Raw genomic sequence first — 19,518 nt, forward strand, 5'->3', positions numbered from 1 at the left:
GCAACATGAAATGGAATCTGCACTCCCGCCTGTCGCCCACGTGGGTGGACACCGCGTCGACCGACGCGATGTTCGGCGCATGGCTGCGCGTGGGACTGGCATGGCTGGTGATCGGCATGGCGATCATGCCGGCCGGCCCTTCGCTGAACCCCGGCAAGCCCTACCAGTACCTGGTCGGCTTCGCCCTGTACCTGCCGGCGCTGATCTGCCTTTTCCGTCCGGGCCAGGCCGCCGCGTTCTGGCGCCAGCCCCTGGTGCCGGCCGTGCTCGCGCTGCTCGGCTGGGGCGTGCTGTCGCTGCTGTGGAGCGAAGCGCGCCGGCCCGATGACGAGATCGCGCGCAACCTGAGCATCGCGGTGTTCCTGTTCGCCTGGTTCCGCGGGACCGGCAACGACGAAACCCACATCCGCCGACTGCTGACGCTTTGCGCATTCGTGCTCGCGACGATCGCGGCGGCGGCGATCGTCTGGTACCAGTTCTTCCCGAACCCCGACTCGCGCCAGGCCGGTTTCGGCGTTATGGCGAACGCCAACCTCGCCGCCGCCGCGATGGGCGCCGCCCTGCTGTGGCTGAGCGTGTGGCGTACGCCGGAGCGCGGGCTGCGCCTGGCCAAGGCGATCGCCTGGACGGTGCTGGCGCTGTTCGTCCTGCTGACTTTCACCCGCAGCGCGTGGGCGGCGATGTTCGCTTCGCTGCTGGTGCTGGCGATCACGCGCAGCCGGCGCCCGTGGCGCGCGGGCATGATCGTGGCCATCGTCGGCATCGGCTGCGTGCTGCTGTACCTGCCGGCGATGATCCAGCGCGGCTGGTCGCTGCGGCCGGCGATCATGCAGGGCGCGTGGGACCTGTTCCGCACCGATCCGCTGATCGGGCTGGGACAAGGCTCCGACATCCTGATCCACGTCGGCAAGGAAACGCTCACCCACGCGCACAACCTCTTCAGCCAGCTCGCGATCGAGCTGGGGCTGGTCGGGCTGCTGCTGTGGTCGGGGATCTGGCTGGCCGTCGCGTGGCGCGGCTGGGTGCATCGCACCGAACCGCTGGGCCGGCTGGTGCTGTCGACCTGGGTATTCGCGATGGTGATGGTGCAGTTCGACCTGCCGCATCTGCTCGACAGCCCGCGCCCGGGCTGGCTGGTGCTGTGGCTGCCAGTCGCGCTGTGCTTCGCGCTCAAGCGTCCGACCGGCGTAGCCGAGGTCGAGAACTCGCGATGAAGATCTCGCTGGTCGTCCTCACCTACAACTGGCACGACGCGCTCGACCGCGTGCTCGAAAGCGTCGCGCGCCAGGTGCGCATGCCCGACGAGGTGCTGGTGGCCGACGACGGTTCCGGCGCGGACACCGCGCAGGTGATCGCGCGCCACGCCGCGACGCTGCCGGTGCCGCTGCGCCACGTGTGGCAGGAAGACGCCGGCTTCCGCGCCGCGCGCTGCCGCAATCGCGGCATCGCCGCCGCGCGTGGCGACTACGTGATCATCATCGACGGCGACATGATCCTGCATCCGCAGTTCATCGCCGACCACGAAGCGCTCGCCGAACGCGGTTTCTTCCTGCAGGGCGGGCGGATCAAGGCCAGCCGCGCCGAATCGCAGCGTCTGCTGGCCGGCAAGTCGCCGGTGTTCGCGCCGTGGGCGGATGCGGACTTCGACGAATTCGACGGCACGCGCAGGCTGTACGCGTTCCACCAGCCGTGGCTGGCGCGCTGGAAGTCGCGCTCGCGCAGCGGCGGCCGGGTGATGAGCTGCAACATGAGTTTCTGGCGCGACGACCTGCTGCGCGTCAACGGCTTCGACGAGCGCATGGAAGGCTATGGCGCGGAGGATCGCGAACTGGCCGCACGTCTGGAGAACGCCGGAGTGAAGCGCCGCGCACTGAAGTGGGCGGCACTGGCCGCGCACCTTTGGCACAACTCGCGCGCGCCGGTCGATGTCGATGACATGGATCTGCCCAACAACCGTCTCTACCACGAGACGCGCGTGCGAAAGGTCACTCGCTGCGAGCGCGGCATCGACACCCACGCCGACCTGCTCGAAGGCGCGACGCCGCGCGCATGAAGATCCTCTACACAAATTTCCACGACGCTGACGGCGGCGGCCACACCACTTACCTCCGAACGCTGGCGCAGGGACTGTCCGCGCGCCATGAGGTCCACGTGGCCGTACCGGCGTCGAGCCGCCTAAACCGCGAAGCGCGCGCGATCGAAGGCGTGCACGTGCTCGACCAGCCGTTCCCGAACGGCCTCAAGCGCCTGCCCGCGCGCCTGCGCGCAAAGCGCCAGCTGCGCGATTACCTGCGCACGCAAGCGTTCGACATCGTCCATGTCAATGGCTCGGCCGACCAGCGCCTCGTCCTGTCGGCATTGTCCGGCGTGTCGCCGCGACCGCGTGTGGTGCTGACCAAGCACAACACCAAACCGATGCAGGGCCTCGGCCACTGGCTGCGCGCGCGCCGCACCGATGCGGTGATCGGCGTGTGCGAGTTCACCCGCCGCGAACTGATGGATACGCCGTACCGCCGTTGCCGGATCGAGGTTGTGTACAACGGCATCGACGTCGCGCACTGGCGACCGTGGCCGGTCGATCGCGCCACGACCGAACGCGAACGCTGGACCGGCGGCGCGGACGATGTGCTGCTGCTCGGCAGCAACGCGGGCACCGCCGATTACAAGGGCTGGACTGATCTGGTCGAGGCGCTCGCACGGCTGCCGCAGGACGCGCGCGAACGCTTCCGCGTGGTGCTGGCCGGCCGTCTGCCCAACGAAGCGCAACGCCAGCGCATCGCCGCGCTGGGCCTGGATTCGCAGGTGCAGTTCGCCGGCGTGCTGGCCGACACGCGGCCGATGGTCGCGGCGATCGACCTGGGCTTCGTGCTGTCGCACGCGGTGGAGACGATCTCCTTCGCCTGCCGCGAAATGATGGCGATGGGCAAGCCGGTCCTGCTCAGCGACTACGCCGGCCTGCCGGAGAACATCGACGACGGCCGCGAAGGCTGGATCACGAAGACGCGTGACATCGACGCGCTGGCGCAGCGGTTGCTGGATGTCCTTGCGCAACGCGATCGCCTTCCCGCGATGGGCGCGGATGCGCGCGCGCGTGCCGAACGCGAGTTCGACGTGGGCCTGTTCGTCGAACGCACCGAAGCGGTGTATCGACAGCTGTTGCCGCGCTGATCCGCCCGATCAGCGACACGACGCCGCGGCCACGCCGGGCACCAGCGTCCAGCCACGACGGTTCGCATTGCCCATGTGCTGCGTGCGCGCGACATCGACGCACGGCGCGAGCGCGATGTCCTGCACCAGCAGCCAGCGCGTGCCCGGCGATCGCCGCTGCCATTCCAGTCCGCGTCGCATCTGCTCGTCGAACGGCACCTTGAAACCGAACTCCGCGACCTCGCGATCGGCCATCAGCAGGTTCTGCTCGCGCCACGCGACCAGTCCGAGTTCCGCGTCCGGGCCGATGCGGCGGCCGGTCTCGGTCATCAAGCCGCGCGATGACGAGGAATCGTTGAGCAGCGGCGCGATCGCCAGGCCGAATACGACCCACACTGCGGCCAGCGTCGCGGCCATCGCGACTTCGGGGCGACGCCGTCCAGACCAGAGCAGGCAGGCGACGCCGAACAATCCGAGCGCGGTGATGGCGATCGCGAATGCATGCGCTTCCGCTTCGATGCCGCGTGCGGCGACGAAATTGCGCTCAAAACCCGGATTGCCGAACCACATCGCCAGACCGCCGACGAGCATCGCGCCCACGAAGATCCAAGTGAAGGTCGACACCGTGCGGCGCACGCCGCGACGGCGGAGCAGGCCCGGCAGCAGCGGGCCGAGCGCCAGCGCCATCATCGGCAGCGCGGGCAGGATGTACATGTCGCGTTTGCCGCCGGGAATGCTGAAGAACACCAGCACCAGCAGCCACCACGCCAGCGGCAGCAGGTAGCGCGGATCGCGCCGGCGCAGGCGGCGCCACCACGCGGGAATCGCCCACGGCAGCACGAGCACGGTGGGCAACCACATCGTCGCCATCACTTCCAGGAAGTACCACGCCGGCTGGCCGTGATCCCACGACGAGCCGTAACGCTTTGCCGTCTGCCGCACCAGGATGTCGTGGACGTACGCACCGTATTCCGGGCTCGTGTGGCCAAGCGCGGCCACGAGCATCGGCACCAGCCACACGCCCGCGGCGAGCACGAATGCGAGCGGACCGAGCCAGAATTTCGGATCGCGCACGTGCACTTTCACGTCCCAGCCGCGCAGCGACGCAATGCCGGCCGGGATGAGCATCAGCAGCACGAGGATGCCCACGCCCTTGGTGATGAGACCCAGCGATGCGGCGGCCCAGCCGAGCATCCACATCGGCCAGTCGGGCCCACGGTTGCGTGCGACCTGCAGCACGTGCCGCAACAGGCCGTAGTTGCCCAGCGTGATCCAGAACACCACCAGGGGATCGATCTGCGCCTTCTTCGCCTGCCAGGTGAACTGCAGCGCGAACAGCAGCGCGTAGCCCGCGTACAGTCCAACCCGGCGCGTCCACAGGCGCGATCCGAGGTCGACCACGCACCACAGCGTGCCCAGCGCGGCAAGCAGCGACGGCAGCAGGAACGCGACGCGCCAGTTGCCGAACAGCGAGTAGAAGATCGCCTGCAGCCACATGAACAACGGTGGCTTGTCCGAATACAGCTCCTGGCCGCGATGCGGGAACAGCCAGTCGCCGCTCTCCACCATGTGCCTGGCGACGAGGGCGAAGCGCGGTTCGTCGGCGGGCCAGGGATCGCGCAGGCCGAGGCCGGCGCCGAGCACCAGCAGGGCGATGATCCAGAACAGCCAGGTATCGCGGGGACGGGGGGACGTCGGCATGCGCGGATGGTAGCCGCCGCGTGTTGAAACTTTGTCAGAGCCCGCGGACGTCAGCGGGCCCGGGTGTCAGCGGACCTGCCTGCGCAGGCGGGCGTAGAAGAACCCGTCGCCGCCGCGCTCGCCCGGCAGGCGCTGACGACCCGCGCCAGCGGTGCGGCCGAAGCGTTCGTCGAGCGGGTCGACCACCGCGTCCGGCGTACGTGCGAGGAACGCCTCGATCTGCGCTTCGTTCTCGACCTTGAGGATCGAGCAGGTCGCGTAGACCAGCACGCCGTCGGGCGCGAGCGTGGACCACAGCGCGTCGAGCAGGCGCGCCTGCGTGGCGACGAGTGCGTCGAGGTCCGACGCGCGCCGGTGCTGCAGCACGTCGGGCTGGCGGCGCACGATGCCGGTCGCCGAGCACGGCGCGTCGAGCAGCACTGCATCGAAGCGCTCGCCATCCCACCACGCCGCGGTGTCGGCGGCGTCGGCGGCGATCAGTCGCGCGTCGCCGAGCCTCAGGCGCTGCAGGTTGGAACGCACGCGTTCGAGCCGGCGATCGTCCACGTCGATGGCGGTGATACGCAGCGACGCCTCGCGCTCGAGCAGGTGCGCGGTCTTGCCGCCGGGTGCAGCGCAGGCATCGAGCACGCGTGCGCCGCTTGCCGGTGCGAGCGCATCGGCGACCTGCTGCGCGGACAGGTCCTGCACGGACACCGTACCGTCGGCGAAACCCGGCAACGACGCGACCGGCAACGGCGTTTCCAGTTGCAGCGCATCGACGCAGGCGTCGTCGGCCTGCGCCTCGATGCCCGCCGCGGCCAGTGTCGCGAGATACACATCGCGCGACTGCACGCGCGGATTCACGCGCAGCCACATCGACGGCGTGGCGGCGCTCGCCTCGAGCACGCGCGCTTCATCCTGCGGCCAGTCGGCGACGATGCGTTCGCGCAGCCAGCGCGGCCAGTGCGCGTGCGGGTCGCCGGGCGGAATGCCGTCGCGCTGCGCGCGGCGCAGCAGCGCATTGACCAGTCCGGCCTGGTGGCGGCGACCGATCGTGCGTGCCGCTTCGACCGTCGCGCCGACCGCGGCGTGCGCGGGCAACTGGAGTGGATCGAGCTGGGCGAGACCGACGAACAGCAGCGACTTGAGTTCGCTGTCGCGACGCGGCAACGGTCGCGGCATCCACGCATTGAGCGCGGCTTCGTAGCGCATGGGCTGGCGCAGCACGGCGAAACATATGGCTTCGACCAGCGCGCGATCGCGCGGGTCCGGCAGCGTCACCAGCACCTGGGCGAGTTCGGCCTTGAGCGAACGGCCGTGGTGCAGGACTGCGTCGAGCACCCGCGCCGCGACGGCCCGTGGTGCGGCGCCCGTGCTCATGGCGTCCTCAGGTCGGGACGGCCGTTGAGGTAATCGGCAGCAGTAACCGCCTTGCCACCGTCGCGCTGGAGCACGCGGATGCGCAGCACACCGCGACCACACGCGACATCGAGGCCATCGCGCGAGGCGCGCAGCAGCGTGCCCGGCGTCGCGTCGTGCCCTTCGTCGAGCGCGACCGCGCCGTGCAGGCGCAGGCGTTCGCCAGCGACCACGGCTTCTGCCATCGGCCAAGGATTGAACGCGCGCACTTTGTTCGCGAGCGCCACCGCCGGTTGCGACCAGTCCAGTCGCGCTTCGGCCTTGTCGAGTTTGTGCGCGTACGTCACGCCCTCTTCCGGCTGCGGCTGCGGCACCGGACGGATGCCCGCACGCAACAGGCCGAGGCCGTCGGCCAGCACCTGCGCGCCGAGCTGCGAGAGGCGATCGTGGAGTTGCCCGCCGGTCTCGTTGTCGCCGATGTCCAGCGCCTGCGACAGCAGCACCGGACCGGTGTCCAGGCCCTTCTCCATCTGCATCAGGCACACGCCGCTGCGGGCGTCGCCGGCTTCGATGGCGCGCTGGATCGGCGCCGCACCGCGCCAGCGCGGCAGCAGCGACGCATGCACGTTCCAGCAACCGTAGGTGGGGATGTCGAGCACCGATTGCGGCAGGATCAGGCCGTACGCCACCACGACCATCAGGTCAGGCTGCAGCGCGCGCAGCGCGTCCTTCGACACGACGCTCTTGAAGTTCTCCGGCTGCACCACGTCGATGCCACGCAGCAGTGCCTCGCGCTTGACCGGCGACGGCGTGAGTTCGCGGCCACGGCCGGCAGGGCGATCGGGCTGGGTGTACACCGCGACGACCTCGCCACGCTGCGCGGCGGCGCGCAGGCACGGAACGGCGAAGTCGGGGGTACCGGCGAAGACGATGCGCATGGGCGTTCGTGACTCGTGATTCGTGCGTGGTGGTTCGTGCGAGCGGCGCAAGGCGATGCGTGGCCGGACAGGTCCGGATCACGCACCGCGAATCACGAATCGCCGCAGGTCAGGCTGCGGCCTGGCGACGTGCCTTGGCGAGCTTCTTGCGCACCATCTCGCGCTTGAGCGGCGAGAGGTAGTCGACGAACAGCTTGCCGGCCAAGTGGTCCATCTCGTGCTGGATGCACACCGCCAGCAGGCCATCGGCGTCCAGCGTCTGCGGCTGGGCGTTGCGGTCGAGGAACTTCACCGTGATCTGGTTGGCGCGGGTCACATCGGCGAAGATGCCCGGGACCGACAGGCAGCCCTCCTGGTACACCTGCTCGCCGTCGCGGGCGACGATCTCCGGATTGATGAAGACCATCGGCTGGTCCTTCTCCTCGCTCACGTCGATCACCATGAAGCGCTGGTGCACGTCCACCTGGCTGGCGGCCAGGCCGATGCCCGGGGCTTCGTACATCGTCTCGAACATGTCGTCGACGAGTTTCTGGAACTCGGGCGAGGTCACGCGCGCGGCATCGACCGGCGCGGCGACGGTGCGCAGGCGCGGATCCGGGAATTCGAGGATGGGAAGCTGAGCCATGTCGGGGAAATGGGGGCGTGTGTCACAACCGCAAGAAGTAGCGTGATTGTAACCCCGTTATGGGGCGACGAGGCTTGCAACCCTGTGGTTCTTCTGGGCTATATTGCCGCGGGGCCCCGCTCACCACGCGTGTGGGGAAGCTGCCCGCGGGGCAGCGGTTCAGGGGCAGTAAGGGGATTGCCGATGGTCATGTTCAAACCGCTGCGCACGGTGATGGCCGCTGCGCTGCTCACGGTCGCCGCTTACGGCGTTTCCGCCCAGGTCGCGGGGGATCACCCCGACACCTACGTGGTGAAGAAGGGCGACACCCTCTGGGATATCGCCGGCCGATACCTCAAGAAGCCGTGGCTGTGGCCGGAGATCTGGCAGGCCAATCCGCAGGTCAAGAACCCGCACCTGATCTACCCGGGCGACGTCCTGTCCCTGGCCTACCTGGACCGCGTCGCGCTGCAGGAAGGCCCGCGCCAGGAAGCCCCGATCAACGCGATCCCGCTGTCCGACGTGGAGGCCTTCCTCAAGGACCTGCGCGTGGTCGACGAGTTCGAGAGCCTGCCGTACGTGGTCGGCCTGGAAGAAGACCGCCTGCGCAGCAGCCTGAACCAGGTCGCCTACATCAAGGGCCTGCCGGACGCACAGCCGGGACAGCGCTACATGGTGGTGCGCCCGACCCAGCGCTACATCACGATCGACCCGGACCGCTGCTGCGAGAACTCCGGCCGTCGCGCCGAGTCGCTGGACTTCCGCGGCCAGCGCAGCTGGGGCACCGAGAGCCTGTGGGCGTACCAGATCCCGCCGAGCGGCGGCGAACCGCTGGGTTACGAGCTGGCCCGCCAGACCACCGGCACCATCAGCCGCGGCCTGGTCGGCGACGCCGAAGCCGCCACGCTGGTCATCGACAGCACCGGCAATGAAGTCCGCGTCGGCGACCGCCTGATCCCGGTCGACGCGCAGTCCTACGACCTGCAGTTCATGCCGCACGCGCCGGCCCAGGAACTGCCGGTGGAGAAGGCACGCGTGATCGCCGTGGCCGACATGGTCACCAGCGGCGGCACTCGCGACGTCGTCGCCCTGTCGGTCGGCACGGCCGACGGCGTGGACAACGGCACCGTGTTCTCGACCTGGCGCCAGGGCAATGTCGAAGTCGACCGCGTGCAGGCCGGCATCGACCGCAGCCCGGACGCGCATGGTCGCGGCAGCAAGGTGAAGCTGCCCGACGAGTTCGCCAGCCACGTCATGGTGTTCCGCACCTTCGACAAGGTCAGCTACGCGCTGGTGATGGATGGCGTACGTCCGACCCGCCTGGGCTACCGCCTGAAGCATCCGGACGCGAGCAACTGACCGGCCGGAACTTTCCGATACGATCTCGCGACGGCGCCCTAGGGCGCCGTCGTCGTTTGCGGGCCAGCATGGCGGGATGCCGTCCGACGATGCCTGCGCCCTGCTCACCCTCATCGCCGCCGCAGGCGCCGCCGCGCCGCGCAGGACCCTGCTCGAACGCCACGGCAACGCCATCGCCGCGCTAGATGCCGGACCCGCTGCGTGGCGCGACGCGGGCCTGTCGCAAGCGCAGATCGAAGCACTGTCGCGACCCTGCAGGATCGCAACGCTGACGCGCGAATGGCTCGACAGCCCCACCCACCATCTCCTCGGCTGGAACGACCCGGACTATCCGCCGCAGCTGCGACGCAGCCCGGACCCGCCATTGGCGCTGTTCGTCGCGGGCGATCCGGCCCTGCTCTGGCATCCGTCGGTGGCGGTGGTCGGCAGCCGCTCCCCCACGCCGGCCGGCCGCGAGAACGCCCGCGACTTCGCCCGCGCGCTCGCGGCGTCCGGACTGTCGGTCGCCAGCGGGATGGCCGCCGGCATCGACACCGCGGCGCATGAGGCAGCGCTGGCGATCCACGGCATCACTGTCGCGGTGCTCGGCACCGGGCCGGACATTCCCTACCCGCGCACCAACACCGGATTGCACGCGCGCATCGCGGAAAGCGGCGCCGTGGTCAGCGAGTACCCGCCGGGCACGGGCCCGCTGGCGTTCCAGTTCCCGAGCCGCAACCGCATCCTCGCCGGGTTGAGCCTGGCCACGCTGGTGATCGAGGCCGCCGAGCGTTCCGGTGCGCTCATCACCGCGCGCCTGGCAAGCGAGGCCGGACGCGACGTGTTCGCCGTACCCGGCTCGATCCACAACCCGCTTGCGCGCGGCTGCCACCGGCTGATCCGCGATGGCGCGGCGCTGGTCGAGACCGCCGATGAGGTCATTGCCGCGCTCGCGCCACAGGCAACGCTGCTGGCGCGGGACTTGCAGACCCGTCTCGGCGCCCCCATCCATGCCGGCCAAGGGGTCGCCGACCAAGTCGGACGCGGTTCCGGACGGGACGATCCCGACTACCAGAACTTGTGGAACGCCCTCGGTCACGACCCAACCGCTATGGATCAGCTGGTCATGCGGACTGGATTGACGGCCGCTGCAGTGTCCTCCATGCTGCTGCTCATGGAGCTTGATGGTCGTGTCGCTTCACAGCACGGCCGGTACTTCCGCAGCCGCTGAGGACGCGATCCCGGGCGGCGGCGGGTCACCCGCAAGTTCTGCCCACCGCGCCGCGAGCGGCGCAGGCCGAGGGAAATGAAAGAGAGCATCCTGGACGTCCTGCTGTACCTGTTCGAGCATTACTTCACTGACGATGCGGACCTCGTCCGCGACCGGGATTCGCTCCGCAGCGGCCCTCTCTTCGACGAACTCGGCAAGGCCGGCTTCAGTCCCGCGGAGATCAACAAGGCATTCGAATGGCTCGACGCGCTGGCCCAGCAACGGCCCAGCGCCAGTGCCCCGCGCGCGAACGGTCCGGTCCGGGTGTTCTTCGGGCCGGAGCTGGACAAGCTCGACGTCGAATGCCGCGGCTTCCTGCTTTTCCTGGAACAGCACGGCGTGCTCGACGCGGACCAGCGCGAGCTGGTGCTCGACCGCGCAATGGCGCTGGACCAGGACGAAATCGACGTGGACGACCTGAAGTGGGTCGTGCTGATGGTGCTGTTCAACCAGCCGGGGTCCGAAGCGGCCTACGCCTGGATGGAAACGCAGATGTTCGAGGACGAGCCCGAGTCGGTGCACTGAGCGTCGGGGGACGCTGCACCGCGCCCGGGAGGCGCAAGGCGGGCCGCCGACGGTCCGCGCAACGGACGTAAGGGGACGACATGACGGAGTGGTACTACCACCTGCCCGGCCAGGGCCGGGTCGGACCGATGGCGGCTGACGACGTGCGCACGGCCTACCGCGATGGCCAGGTCCAGCGCGACACGCTGGCGTGGCATTCCGGCGCCCGCGATTGGCAGCCCCTCGACCGCTTCTCCGAGGAGCTCGAACTCGACGGCATCCAGCCCGCCCGCCGCGCACCCGAGCCCCCGGCCATTCCGGCATCGCCGGCGTACGCCGCCACCGCGGGCGCCAGCGCCGCGCAGGCGTCCGTGTACGCCGCATCCACTGCCTACGCCGAGCCGTCCTCGCCGTACGCGCCGCCACGCGCCAGCGTGAGCGATACCGGCACCTACGCCGCGCTCGATGCCTCCGACGTCGTCTACGCCGGTTTCTGGCGCCGCGTGGCGGCCCTGGTGATCGATGCGATCGTGGTGAGCATCGCGTACTACATCGTCATGATCGTGATGTTCATCTTCGTCGGCGCGGCTGCGTTCGGGGCGATCGGCTCCAACAACGCAGGCGCGGCGGCCGGTCCCATCATGGCGATGTTCGCGGTGATCTACCTCGCCTATCCGGTCATCAGCGGCCTGTATTACATCGGCTTCGAGTCCTCCACCGCGCAGGCGACGCTGGGCAAGATGGCCGTGGGCATCAAGGTCGCCGACGCCGACGGCCGGCGCCTGAGCCGCATGCACGCGTTCGGGCGCTGGGCTTCGCACCTGCTGTGCTACTTCACGCTCTACATCGGCTACGTCATGGCCGCCTTCACCGAGCGCAAGCGTGGCCTGCACGACATGGTCGCCAGCACCCTGGTCGTGGACCGCTGGGCCTACACCTCGCGGCCGGACAGGCAGCAGCGCGGCCTGGGCACGGTGGCCATCGTGGTGCTGGTGCTGGGCGCCCTGCTGGCGGTGGCCTACGTCGGCCTGATGATGGCCGTCGCGATCCCGGCCTACCAGGACTACCTCCAGCGCGCGGCGGCAGCCAGCGCGGGCTGACCGGGCGAACCTGAATGGCCGTCGCCGTGGGGCGCCGGTCACGGGCTTCACACGGTCGTGCTTGACAGGCGCTGCCGGCGCATGGCCTCAATAAAAAAGGAAGGTCCCTCGACGCCCGCGGTCGGATGCCGCGGGCGTAGCCTTCTCTAGCCCACCATCCGCCCCCATCGCAGCACCGGGACAGGTACTGCGGAGCCCCCATGGCCAAGAATCTCCTCATCGTCGAGTCGCCTGCCAAGGCCAAGACGATCAACAAATACCTCGGCAAGGACTTCACGGTCCTGGCCTCCTACGGCCATGTCCGCGACCTGGTGCCCAAGGAGGGCGCGGTCGATCCCGAGCGCGGCTTCGCCATGCGCTACGACCTGATCGACAAGAACGAGAAGCACGTCGACGCCATCGCCAAGGCCGCCAAGACCGCCGACACCCTCTACCTGGCGACCGACCCGGACCGCGAAGGCGAGGCGATCAGCTGGCACATCGCCGAGATCCTGAAGGAACGCGGCCTGCTCGAAGGCAAGCCGCTGCACCGCGTGGTGTTCACCGAGATCACGCCGCGCGCGATCAAGGAAGCGATGGCCCAGCCGCGCAGCATCGCCAGCGACCTGGTCGATGCCCAGCAGGCGCGACGCGCGCTCGACTACCTGGTCGGCTTCAATCTCTCGCCGGTGTTGTGGCGCAAGGTGCAGCGCGGCCTGTCCGCCGGCCGCGTGCAGTCGCCGGCGCTGCGCATGATCGTCGAGCGCGAGGAGGAGATCGAAGCCTTCGTCGCGCGCGAGTACTGGTCCATCGAGGCCGAGTGCGCGCATCCGTCGCAGGCCTTCACCGCCAAGCTCAACAAGCTGGACGGCAAGAAGTTCGAACAGTTCACCGTCACCGACGGCGACACCGCCGAGGACGCGCGCAAGCGCATCACGGCCGCGGCCAACGGTGCGCTGCACGTCACCGACGTCGCCAGCAAGGAGCGCAAGCGCCGTCCGGCCGCGCCGTTCACCACCTCGACCCTGCAGCAGGAAGCCGCGCGCAAGCTCGGCTTCACCACGCGCAAGACCATGCAGGTCGCGCAGAAGCTGTACGAAGGCGTGGCGATCGGCGAGGAAGGCACGGTCGGCCTGATCACCTACATGCGTACCGACTCGGTCACGCTGTCGGTCGATGCGGTGTCGGAGATCCGCGACGTGATCGCACGCGACTACGGCACGCGCGCGCTGCCCGACAAGCCCAACACGTACCAGAACAAGTCCAAGAACGCGCAGGAAGCGCACGAAGGCGTGCGCCCGACTTCGGCGCTGCGCACGCCGTCGCAGGTGGCGCGCCACCTCACCGACGACGAACGCAAGCTCTACGAACTCATCTGGAAGCGCGCCGTCGCCTCGCAGATGGTGCCGGCCACGCTCAACACGGTGTCGATCGACCTCGCCGCCGGCGCCGAGCACAGCTTCCGCGCCTCGGGCACGACCGTGGTCGATCCGGGCTTCCTCGCCGTGTACGAGGAAGGCAAGGACAGCAAGGCCGCTGAGGACGAAGACGAAGGCCGCAAGCTGCCGTCGATGAAGATCGGCGACCGCGTGCCGCTGGACCGCATCCACGCCGACCAGCATTTCACCCAGCCGCCGCCGCGCTTCACCGAAGCGGCGCTGGTCAAGGCGCTCGAGGAATACGGCATCGGCCGTCCCTCGACCTACGCCTCGATCATCCAGACCCTGCTGTTCCGCAAGTACGTGGAAATGGAAGGTCGCAGCTTCCGTCCCTCCGACGTGGGCCGCGCGGTGTCGAAGTTCCTCAGCTCGCACTTCACCCGCTACGTGGACTACGACTTCACCGCCAAGCTCGAGGACGAACTCGACGCCGTCTCGCGCGGCGAGGAAGAGTGGGTCCCGCTGATGGAGAAGTTCTGGGGCCCGTTCAAGGAACTGGTCGAGGACAAGACCGAATCCGTCGATCGCAGCGAAGCCACCGGCGCGCGCGAACTGGGCACCGATCCCAAGAGCGGCAAGCCGGTGAGCGTCCGCCTGGGCCGCTTCGGGCCGTATGCGCAGATCGGCGACAAGGACACCGACGAGAAGCTCGATTTCGCCTCGCTGCGTCCCGGCCAGTCGATGCACACGATCACGCTGGAAGACGCGCTGGAGCTGTTCAAGCTGCCGCGCAAGCTCGGCCTGAGCAACGACCATGAAGTCAGCGTCGGCATCGGCCGCTTCGGTCCGTTCGCCAAGCGCGACAGCACCTACGCCTCGCTGACCAAGGAAGACGATCCGTACACGATCGAGCTGGCGCGCGCGGTGTTCCTGATCGAGCAGAAGGAAGAGATCGCGCGCAACCGCATCATCAAGCAGTGGGACGACAGCGACATCCAGGTGCTCAACGGCCGCTTCGGTCCGTACATCAGCGACGGCAAACTCAACGGCAAGATCCCGAAGGATCGTGAGCCGGCGTCGCTGACGCTGGAGGAAGTGACGCAGCTGCTCGCCGATACAGGCAAGCCGGTGCGAGGCCGCTTCGGCCGCAAGGCGGCGGCGAAGAAGGCGCCGGCGGTGAAGGCGAAGAAGGAAACCGCGAAGAAGGAGCCCGCGGCGAAGAAGGTCGCCAAGAAGGCGCCGACCAAGAAGGCCGCAAAGAAGACGACCAAGACCGCCGCCAAGAAGACCGCGACCAAGGCGCCGGCGAAGAAGGCGGCGAAGAAGGCGGCGAAGAAGGTCGCCAAGAAAGCCGCGAAGAAGGCGGCGAAGGCCTGACGGAAACCGTCGTGCCCGCGCCGCTCGCCCCATCCGATGCCGCCGCCGCGCTCCGCCGCGGCGGCATCGTCGTCTATCCGACCGAGGCGGTCTGGGGGATCGGCTGCGATCCGTTCGATGAGGCCGCGGTGATGCGCCTGCTGGCGATCAAGCAGCGTCCCGTCGACAAGGGTGTGATCCTGATCGCCGCGGCGCGCGCGCAGTTCGACGGACTGCTCGACTGGGACGCCCTCACCATCGCGCAGCGCGACGCCGTGCAGTCGAGCTGGCCCGGCCCCAACACCTGGATCGTCCCGACCACGGCACGCGTGCCGCGCTGGATCACCGGCGCGCACGACGGCGTCGCGGTACGCGTGAGCGCGCATCCGGACGTGGTCGCGCTATGCGAGGCCTTCGGCGGCCCGCTGGTGTCGACCAGCGCCAACCTCGCCGGCGAACCGCCGGCGTTCGCGCGCGACGCGCTGGACCCGCGCGTGCTGGCGCAGGCCGATGGCGTGCTCGCGGGCGAGACCGGCGGCCTGGCCTCGCCGACCGCGATCCGCGACGCCCGCACGGGCGCGCAGATCCGCGCCTGAGCGCAGGCACGCGGCCTTAACGCGGGCGGTCGTAGCGTCGCCGCGCCGGCGTTGATCGGCAACGCCGCGTCACCGGGAGGACCCCATGAACACTTTGCACGTGCCGCTGTGCGCGCTGGCCTTGCTGGTCGCGCTGCCGCTGGCGGCGAAGGAACCCAAGACGGCCAAGCCGCCGCAGCTCACCGCCGAACAGCAGGCGATGATGCAGGCGTGGGAGAACGCGGGTAAGCCGGGCGAACAGCACAAACAGCTGGCCGCGATGGTCGGCAACTGGACCACGAAACAGACGATGTGGATGGATCCGAAGACGCCGCCGATGGTGCAGAGCGGCTCGGCCACCAACACGCTGGTCCTGGGTGGCCGCCATGTGCGCATGGATTACCACGGCCAGTGGATGGGCCAGCCGTTCGATGGCCTGGGCTACACCGGCTACGACAACGTCACCGGCAAGTACTACAGCAGCTGGATGGACAGCGGTTCGACCGGCCTGTTCGTCTCGCACGGCGATTACAACCCGGCCACGCACAGCTACACCTTCACTGGCGAGATGGCCGATCCGGCATCGGGCGGCGCGAAGATCCCGGTGCGTCAGGTGGTGCGCATCGTCGACAACGACCACCACGTCTTCGATATGTACGAAACCCGCGGCGGCAAGGAAGCGCAGACCATGAAGATCGAATACACGCGGGCCAAGTGAGTATGCGATGGCATTCCGCCCCGGCGCTTCCGTCCGCGCCGGCGGCGGCGCAAGATGCGCGCATGATCCGCCGCCTCGCCCTGCTCGCCGCCCTGCCGCTGTTGCTGGCCGGCCACGTCGCGCGTGCGGAGATCACGATCTACCGCTGCACCGCCGCCGACGGCAAGCTCACGCTGCGCGACACACCTTGCCGCAAGGGCGAGACGCAGCAGACACGCGAAATGCAGCGACCGAAGGACGCACCACCCAGTCGCGCCAAGCCGGCGAAGGCGGCACCGGCGGCCGCTGCGTCCGATGCGCCACCGACGCGCTACGTCGTGATGGCGCCCGCGCAGCCGATGTACGAATGCACCACGCCCGACGGCAACCAGTACCTGAGCGATACCGGCCAGGGCAATCCGCGCTGGGTGCCGCTGTGGACCCTGGGTTATCCGGTCGTGGTACCGCGCGGCGTACGCGAGGACAGCGGCTTCTATGCACGCGCCGGTGGCAGCTTCAACGGTGGCGACGGTCGCTACGACGTGCGCGTCGGCGACAGTCCCTCGCCGCGACCACCGCCGCAGCACCCTGAATTCCCCGTCAGTTACGGCGCCGGCACGTGGATCTACGACGAGTGTCATGCATTGCCGCAGGAAGAAGTGTGCTCGCGCCTGCGCGATCGCCGCTGGACGCTCGATCGCCGCTACAACAGCGCGCTGCAGAGCGAACGCCACCAGATCGACGAGGAACAGCGCGGCATCGACGCGCGCCTCAACCGCGACTGCGGGGACAGCTGATGCGGTTCGTGCATCGCGCACGGATGCGTGCGCTGTGGTTCGCGCTGTCGATGGCAAGCGTCGTATCGATCCCGACCGCCGCCGCGCAGATCGTGATCTATCGCTGCACCGATGCCAGCGGCGCGGTCACGCTGCAGAACGGCACGCCCTGCCCCAAAGGTACGCGCCAGCAGAAGCGCGTGCTGGACACGCCTGCGCCATCCGCGCCGCCGATCATGCCCGTGGCCGCCACACCGCCGGTGGCCGTACCCGCGCCCGTCGCACTGCCCGCGGAACCGGCGCCCGCGCCGGAGCCGGAACCCGAACCCGTCGTCGAAGCGCCGCGCCAAACGCCTCCGGCACTTTTCCAGTGCACGACCTGGGACAAGGAACGCTACTTCGGTGAGAACGCGCAGCCACCGCCGCGCTGCGCGCCGTTGCAGGTGACCGGACTGGATGGCACCGGTGCGAACGCGGGCGGCCTCGCCTGCCAGATGGTCGAGGACCGCTGCCAGCCCGTGATCGAGTCACGCCTTTGCGATGCGTGGCAGCAACGCCTGCGCGACGCGCAGTCGACCGCCCAGTTCGGCGATCTCGACAAGCGCGCGCAGGCTGCCGCGGACGCCGAACGCAGCCGGCAGGTGCTGGACGAAAGCACCTGCCCACGCTGACCGCCTGAGCCCGCGCGCTGGCCGTTCAGCGTCGCGGCGCACGTTCCAGCCAAGGGGCGGGATCCGATACAGGCGCTCCGCATGTCCGGCGGCGTCGTTGCCCTGCACGCCGCCCATCCACACCGGCGCTTCAGGGAACGACCTTTGGAGATGGACTTGTCCGCACTGCGCCCCGCGCTGGCCTGGTGGATCGTGCTCGTCGTGGCGTTGCTCGCGCTCGCCGCATGGGTGTTGCGCGAACGAATCCCTGCGCACTGGCAGCAGCCGCTGCGCGCGCTCGCGTTCGGCGTTCGCATCGACAACGACGTCCGCATCGCGATGCCCGACGGCACGGAGCTGGCGGGCACGCTGTATCGCCCGCGCGGCAACCAGGGTGCGCTGCCGACCGTCTACGTGCGCCTGCCCTACGACCGTCGCCGCTACGGCGAGGCGCTGGGCGAAGGGATGTTCTTCGCGCGCAACGGCTACGCCGTGCTGGTGCAGGACGTGCGCGGCAAGTTCGAATCGCAGGGCGACGACTTCGTGCCGTGGCGCCACGCGACCGGCGACGGCGTTGCCACGCTCGACTGGATCGTCCACCAGCCCTGGTCGAACGGAAAGGTCGGCACCATCGGCTGTTCCGCACTGGGTGAACTGCAGTACGCACTGGCGCGCGCCAACCATCCCGCGCACGCGGCGATGATCCCGATGGCCGCTGGCGGCGCGGCCGGCGATGTGTCGGGGCATGCGGGCTACTTCGGCGCGTTCGAAGGTGGCGTGTTCCAGCTCGCCAGCGCGGCGGGGTGGTTTTCGAAGCACGGCATGAAGGCGTACCACGGCGCCTGGCCGGAATCATTGGACATGGCACCGGCGCTACCGACGCTGCCAGTGCTGGATGTCGTCCAGCGCGTGCGCCCCGGCGCGAACGCCTACCAGGATTTCCTGCAGACCTCGCTCGGCGATCCGCGCTGGCGCGATCTCGACTACATCGCCGAGGGCGATCGTCCGCGCGTACCGTCGCTGGTGATCGACACCTGGGGCGATCCGAGCCTGTCCGGCACGCTCGCGATCAGCGAATCGGTGCGCCGGCATTCGCCCGACGCCGCGACGAACCAGCACGTGGTGATCGCGCCCGGCAACCATTGCGAACACGAACTCGTCAACGGCATGGGTCGCTTCGGCGAACTGCCCGTGTACAACGCCGACCGTCCCTACCGGCAGTGGTACCTCGCGTGGTTCGATCATTGGCTGCGCGGGCGCGGCGACGGACTGGCTAAGCTGCCGCCGTACACGTTCTTCGTGCTCAACGAACAACGCTGGCTCACCGCCACGCAGTGGCCACCAGCCGAAGCGCAGATGCAGGCTTGGTACCTCGGCAGTCGCGGCCGCGCGCACGGACGCGACAGCGATGGCGTGCTGTCGCTGCAAGCCTCGCGCGATACGCGTTCCGACGAATACCTCTACGACCCGCTCAAGCCCGTGCCGTCGCGCGGCGGCCCGTTGTGCTGCACGGGCGATCCGAAACAGGTTTCCGGTCCCGCCGACCAGCGCGAGATCGAAGCGCGCGACGACGTGCTCACCTACACCACGGCGCCGCTGGCCGCACCGCTGCGCATCGCCGGACCGCTACGCGCACAACTCGTCGTGTCGTCGTCGGCACCCGATACGGATTTCGTCGCGCGCCTGGTGCACGTATGGCCCGACGGTCGCGCCACCAGCATCCAGGAAGGCGCCTTGCGTGCGCGATATCGCGATGGCGTGGAGCGTCCCGCGCTGATGACGCCGGGCAAGCGTTACGTGCTCGACGTACCCATGCGTTCGATCGCCTACCTTGTGCCGCGCGGGCATCGCCTGCGACTGGACATCACCAGCAGCAGCTTCCCGCGACTCGAACGCAACCTCAACACGGGCGGACGCAACTACGACGAAAGCGTTCCGGCGCAGGCACTGAACCGCATCTTCCACGGCGGCGACGCGTTGAGTTTCGTCGAGCTTCCAGTGCTGGAAACGCCGGTGCCGGAAGCGCATCCGTTCGCAGCCAAGCGCTGAAGGATTCGTCGCGTGTTACGACCGCATCACGCACGAGGCGCGACGCCTTCACCGACTCGTATCGTGGCGCGCGCTACGCTCCAACCCTGCCTTGAGGGGTGATCCGAGCTTCGG

The 19,518-nt window shown here is 69.1% G+C and carries 17 protein-coding genes; 13 read left to right on the forward strand and 4 right to left on the reverse strand.

Annotated features, from left to right (window positions below; genetic code table 11):
- Window positions 1-5 precede the first annotated feature (5 nt).
- The 3 genes from FOF45_RS05650 to FOF45_RS05660 are packed head-to-tail and all read left to right on the forward strand — an operon-like array spanning window position 6 to window position 3,168.
- Window positions 6-1,214, forward strand: coding sequence for an O-antigen ligase family protein (locus FOF45_RS05650; protein ID WP_158983011.1), 1,209 nt, complete (start codon window positions 6-8; stop codon window positions 1,212-1,214).
- Window positions 1,211-2,053, forward strand: coding sequence for a glycosyltransferase family 2 protein (locus tag FOF45_RS05655; protein ID WP_158983012.1), 843 nt, complete (start codon window positions 1,211-1,213; stop codon window positions 2,051-2,053). Before FOF45_RS05650 ends, FOF45_RS05655 begins: the two co-directional genes overlap by 4 nt.
- The gene (locus FOF45_RS05660; RefSeq protein ID WP_158983013.1) at window positions 2,050-3,168 is read left to right on the forward strand and encodes a glycosyltransferase family 4 protein; all 1,119 of its coding nucleotides are present in this window, start codon (window positions 2,050-2,052) and stop codon (window positions 3,166-3,168) included. Before FOF45_RS05655 ends, FOF45_RS05660 begins: the two co-directional genes overlap by 4 nt.
- A gap of 9 nt (window positions 3,169-3,177) precedes the next feature.
- Here FOF45_RS05660 and FOF45_RS05665 read toward each other — a convergent pair whose 3' ends face one another.
- From FOF45_RS05665 to def, 4 genes are all read right to left on the reverse strand, one after another.
- Window positions 3,178-4,848, reverse strand: a complete 1,671-nt coding sequence (locus FOF45_RS05665; RefSeq protein WP_158983014.1) for an ArnT family glycosyltransferase — start codon at window positions 4,846-4,848, stop codon at window positions 3,178-3,180.
- Between the two features lie 66 nt (window positions 4,849-4,914).
- Complete coding sequence (gene rsmB, locus FOF45_RS05670; protein WP_158983015.1) at window positions 4,915-6,210, reverse strand: 16S rRNA (cytosine(967)-C(5))-methyltransferase RsmB; 1,296 nt, start codon at window positions 6,208-6,210, stop codon at window positions 4,915-4,917.
- Window positions 6,207-7,127, reverse strand: a complete 921-nt coding sequence (gene fmt, locus FOF45_RS05675; RefSeq protein WP_158983016.1) for a methionyl-tRNA formyltransferase — start codon at window positions 7,125-7,127, stop codon at window positions 6,207-6,209. The genes rsmB and fmt overlap by 4 nt, the downstream gene beginning before the upstream one ends.
- 109 nt (window positions 7,128-7,236) lie before the next feature.
- On the reverse strand, window positions 7,237-7,752 hold the full coding sequence (gene def / locus FOF45_RS05680; RefSeq protein ID WP_158983017.1) for a peptide deformylase: 516 nt from the start codon (window positions 7,750-7,752) through the stop codon (window positions 7,237-7,239).
- A 189-nt stretch (window positions 7,753-7,941) separates the two neighbouring features.
- On the opposite strand from def, the gene FOF45_RS05685 reads away from it, so the two are divergent.
- From FOF45_RS05685 to FOF45_RS05730, 10 genes are all read left to right on the forward strand, one after another.
- Window positions 7,942-9,090, forward strand: coding sequence for a LysM peptidoglycan-binding domain-containing protein (locus FOF45_RS05685; protein ID WP_158987250.1), 1,149 nt, complete (start codon window positions 7,942-7,944; stop codon window positions 9,088-9,090).
- 76 nt (window positions 9,091-9,166) lie between these two features.
- Window positions 9,167-10,300, forward strand: coding sequence for a DNA-processing protein DprA (dprA, locus tag FOF45_RS05690; protein WP_158983018.1), 1,134 nt, complete (start codon window positions 9,167-9,169; stop codon window positions 10,298-10,300).
- Between the two features lie 75 nt (window positions 10,301-10,375).
- Window positions 10,376-10,864, forward strand: coding sequence for a DUF494 family protein (locus FOF45_RS05695; protein ID WP_158983019.1), 489 nt, complete (start codon window positions 10,376-10,378; stop codon window positions 10,862-10,864).
- Between the two features lie 80 nt (window positions 10,865-10,944).
- Window positions 10,945-11,943: an RDD family protein gene (locus FOF45_RS05700; RefSeq protein WP_158983020.1), complete on the forward strand. Its 999-nt coding sequence runs from the start codon at window positions 10,945-10,947 to the stop codon at window positions 11,941-11,943.
- Between the two features lie 200 nt (window positions 11,944-12,143).
- A complete protein-coding gene (locus FOF45_RS05705) occupies window positions 12,144-14,678 on the forward strand; it encodes a DNA topoisomerase I (RefSeq protein WP_158983021.1) in 2,535 nt (844 codons plus the stop codon).
- Between the two features lie 11 nt (window positions 14,679-14,689).
- Window positions 14,690-15,253: an L-threonylcarbamoyladenylate synthase type 1 TsaC gene (gene tsaC / locus FOF45_RS05710; protein ID WP_158983022.1), complete on the forward strand. Its 564-nt coding sequence runs from the start codon at window positions 14,690-14,692 to the stop codon at window positions 15,251-15,253.
- A gap of 85 nt (window positions 15,254-15,338) precedes the next feature.
- The gene (locus tag FOF45_RS05715) at window positions 15,339-15,950 is read left to right on the forward strand and encodes a DUF1579 domain-containing protein (RefSeq protein ID WP_158983023.1); all 612 of its coding nucleotides are present in this window, start codon (window positions 15,339-15,341) and stop codon (window positions 15,948-15,950) included.
- Window positions 15,951-16,012: 62 nt separating this feature from the next.
- Window positions 16,013-16,726 carry a DUF4124 domain-containing protein gene (locus FOF45_RS05720; RefSeq protein ID WP_158983024.1) on the forward strand — a complete coding sequence of 238 codons (714 nt, stop codon included), beginning with the start codon at window positions 16,013-16,015 and terminating at the stop codon, window positions 16,724-16,726.
- On the forward strand, window positions 16,726-17,376 hold the full coding sequence (locus tag FOF45_RS05725; protein ID WP_233264060.1) for a DUF4124 domain-containing protein: 651 nt from the start codon (window positions 16,726-16,728) through the stop codon (window positions 17,374-17,376). Before FOF45_RS05720 ends, FOF45_RS05725 begins: the two co-directional genes overlap by 1 nt.
- Window positions 17,377-17,532: 156 nt before the next feature.
- Window positions 17,533-19,404, forward strand: coding sequence for a CocE/NonD family hydrolase (locus FOF45_RS05730; protein ID WP_158983025.1), 1,872 nt, complete (start codon window positions 17,533-17,535; stop codon window positions 19,402-19,404).
- The last annotated feature ends 114 nt before the right edge of the window (window positions 19,405-19,518 follow it).

The organism is Lysobacter panacisoli, from assembly GCF_009765165.1.
In the GTDB taxonomy this organism is placed as follows: Bacteria; Pseudomonadota; Gammaproteobacteria; order Xanthomonadales; family Xanthomonadaceae; genus Lysobacter_J; species Lysobacter_J panacisoli.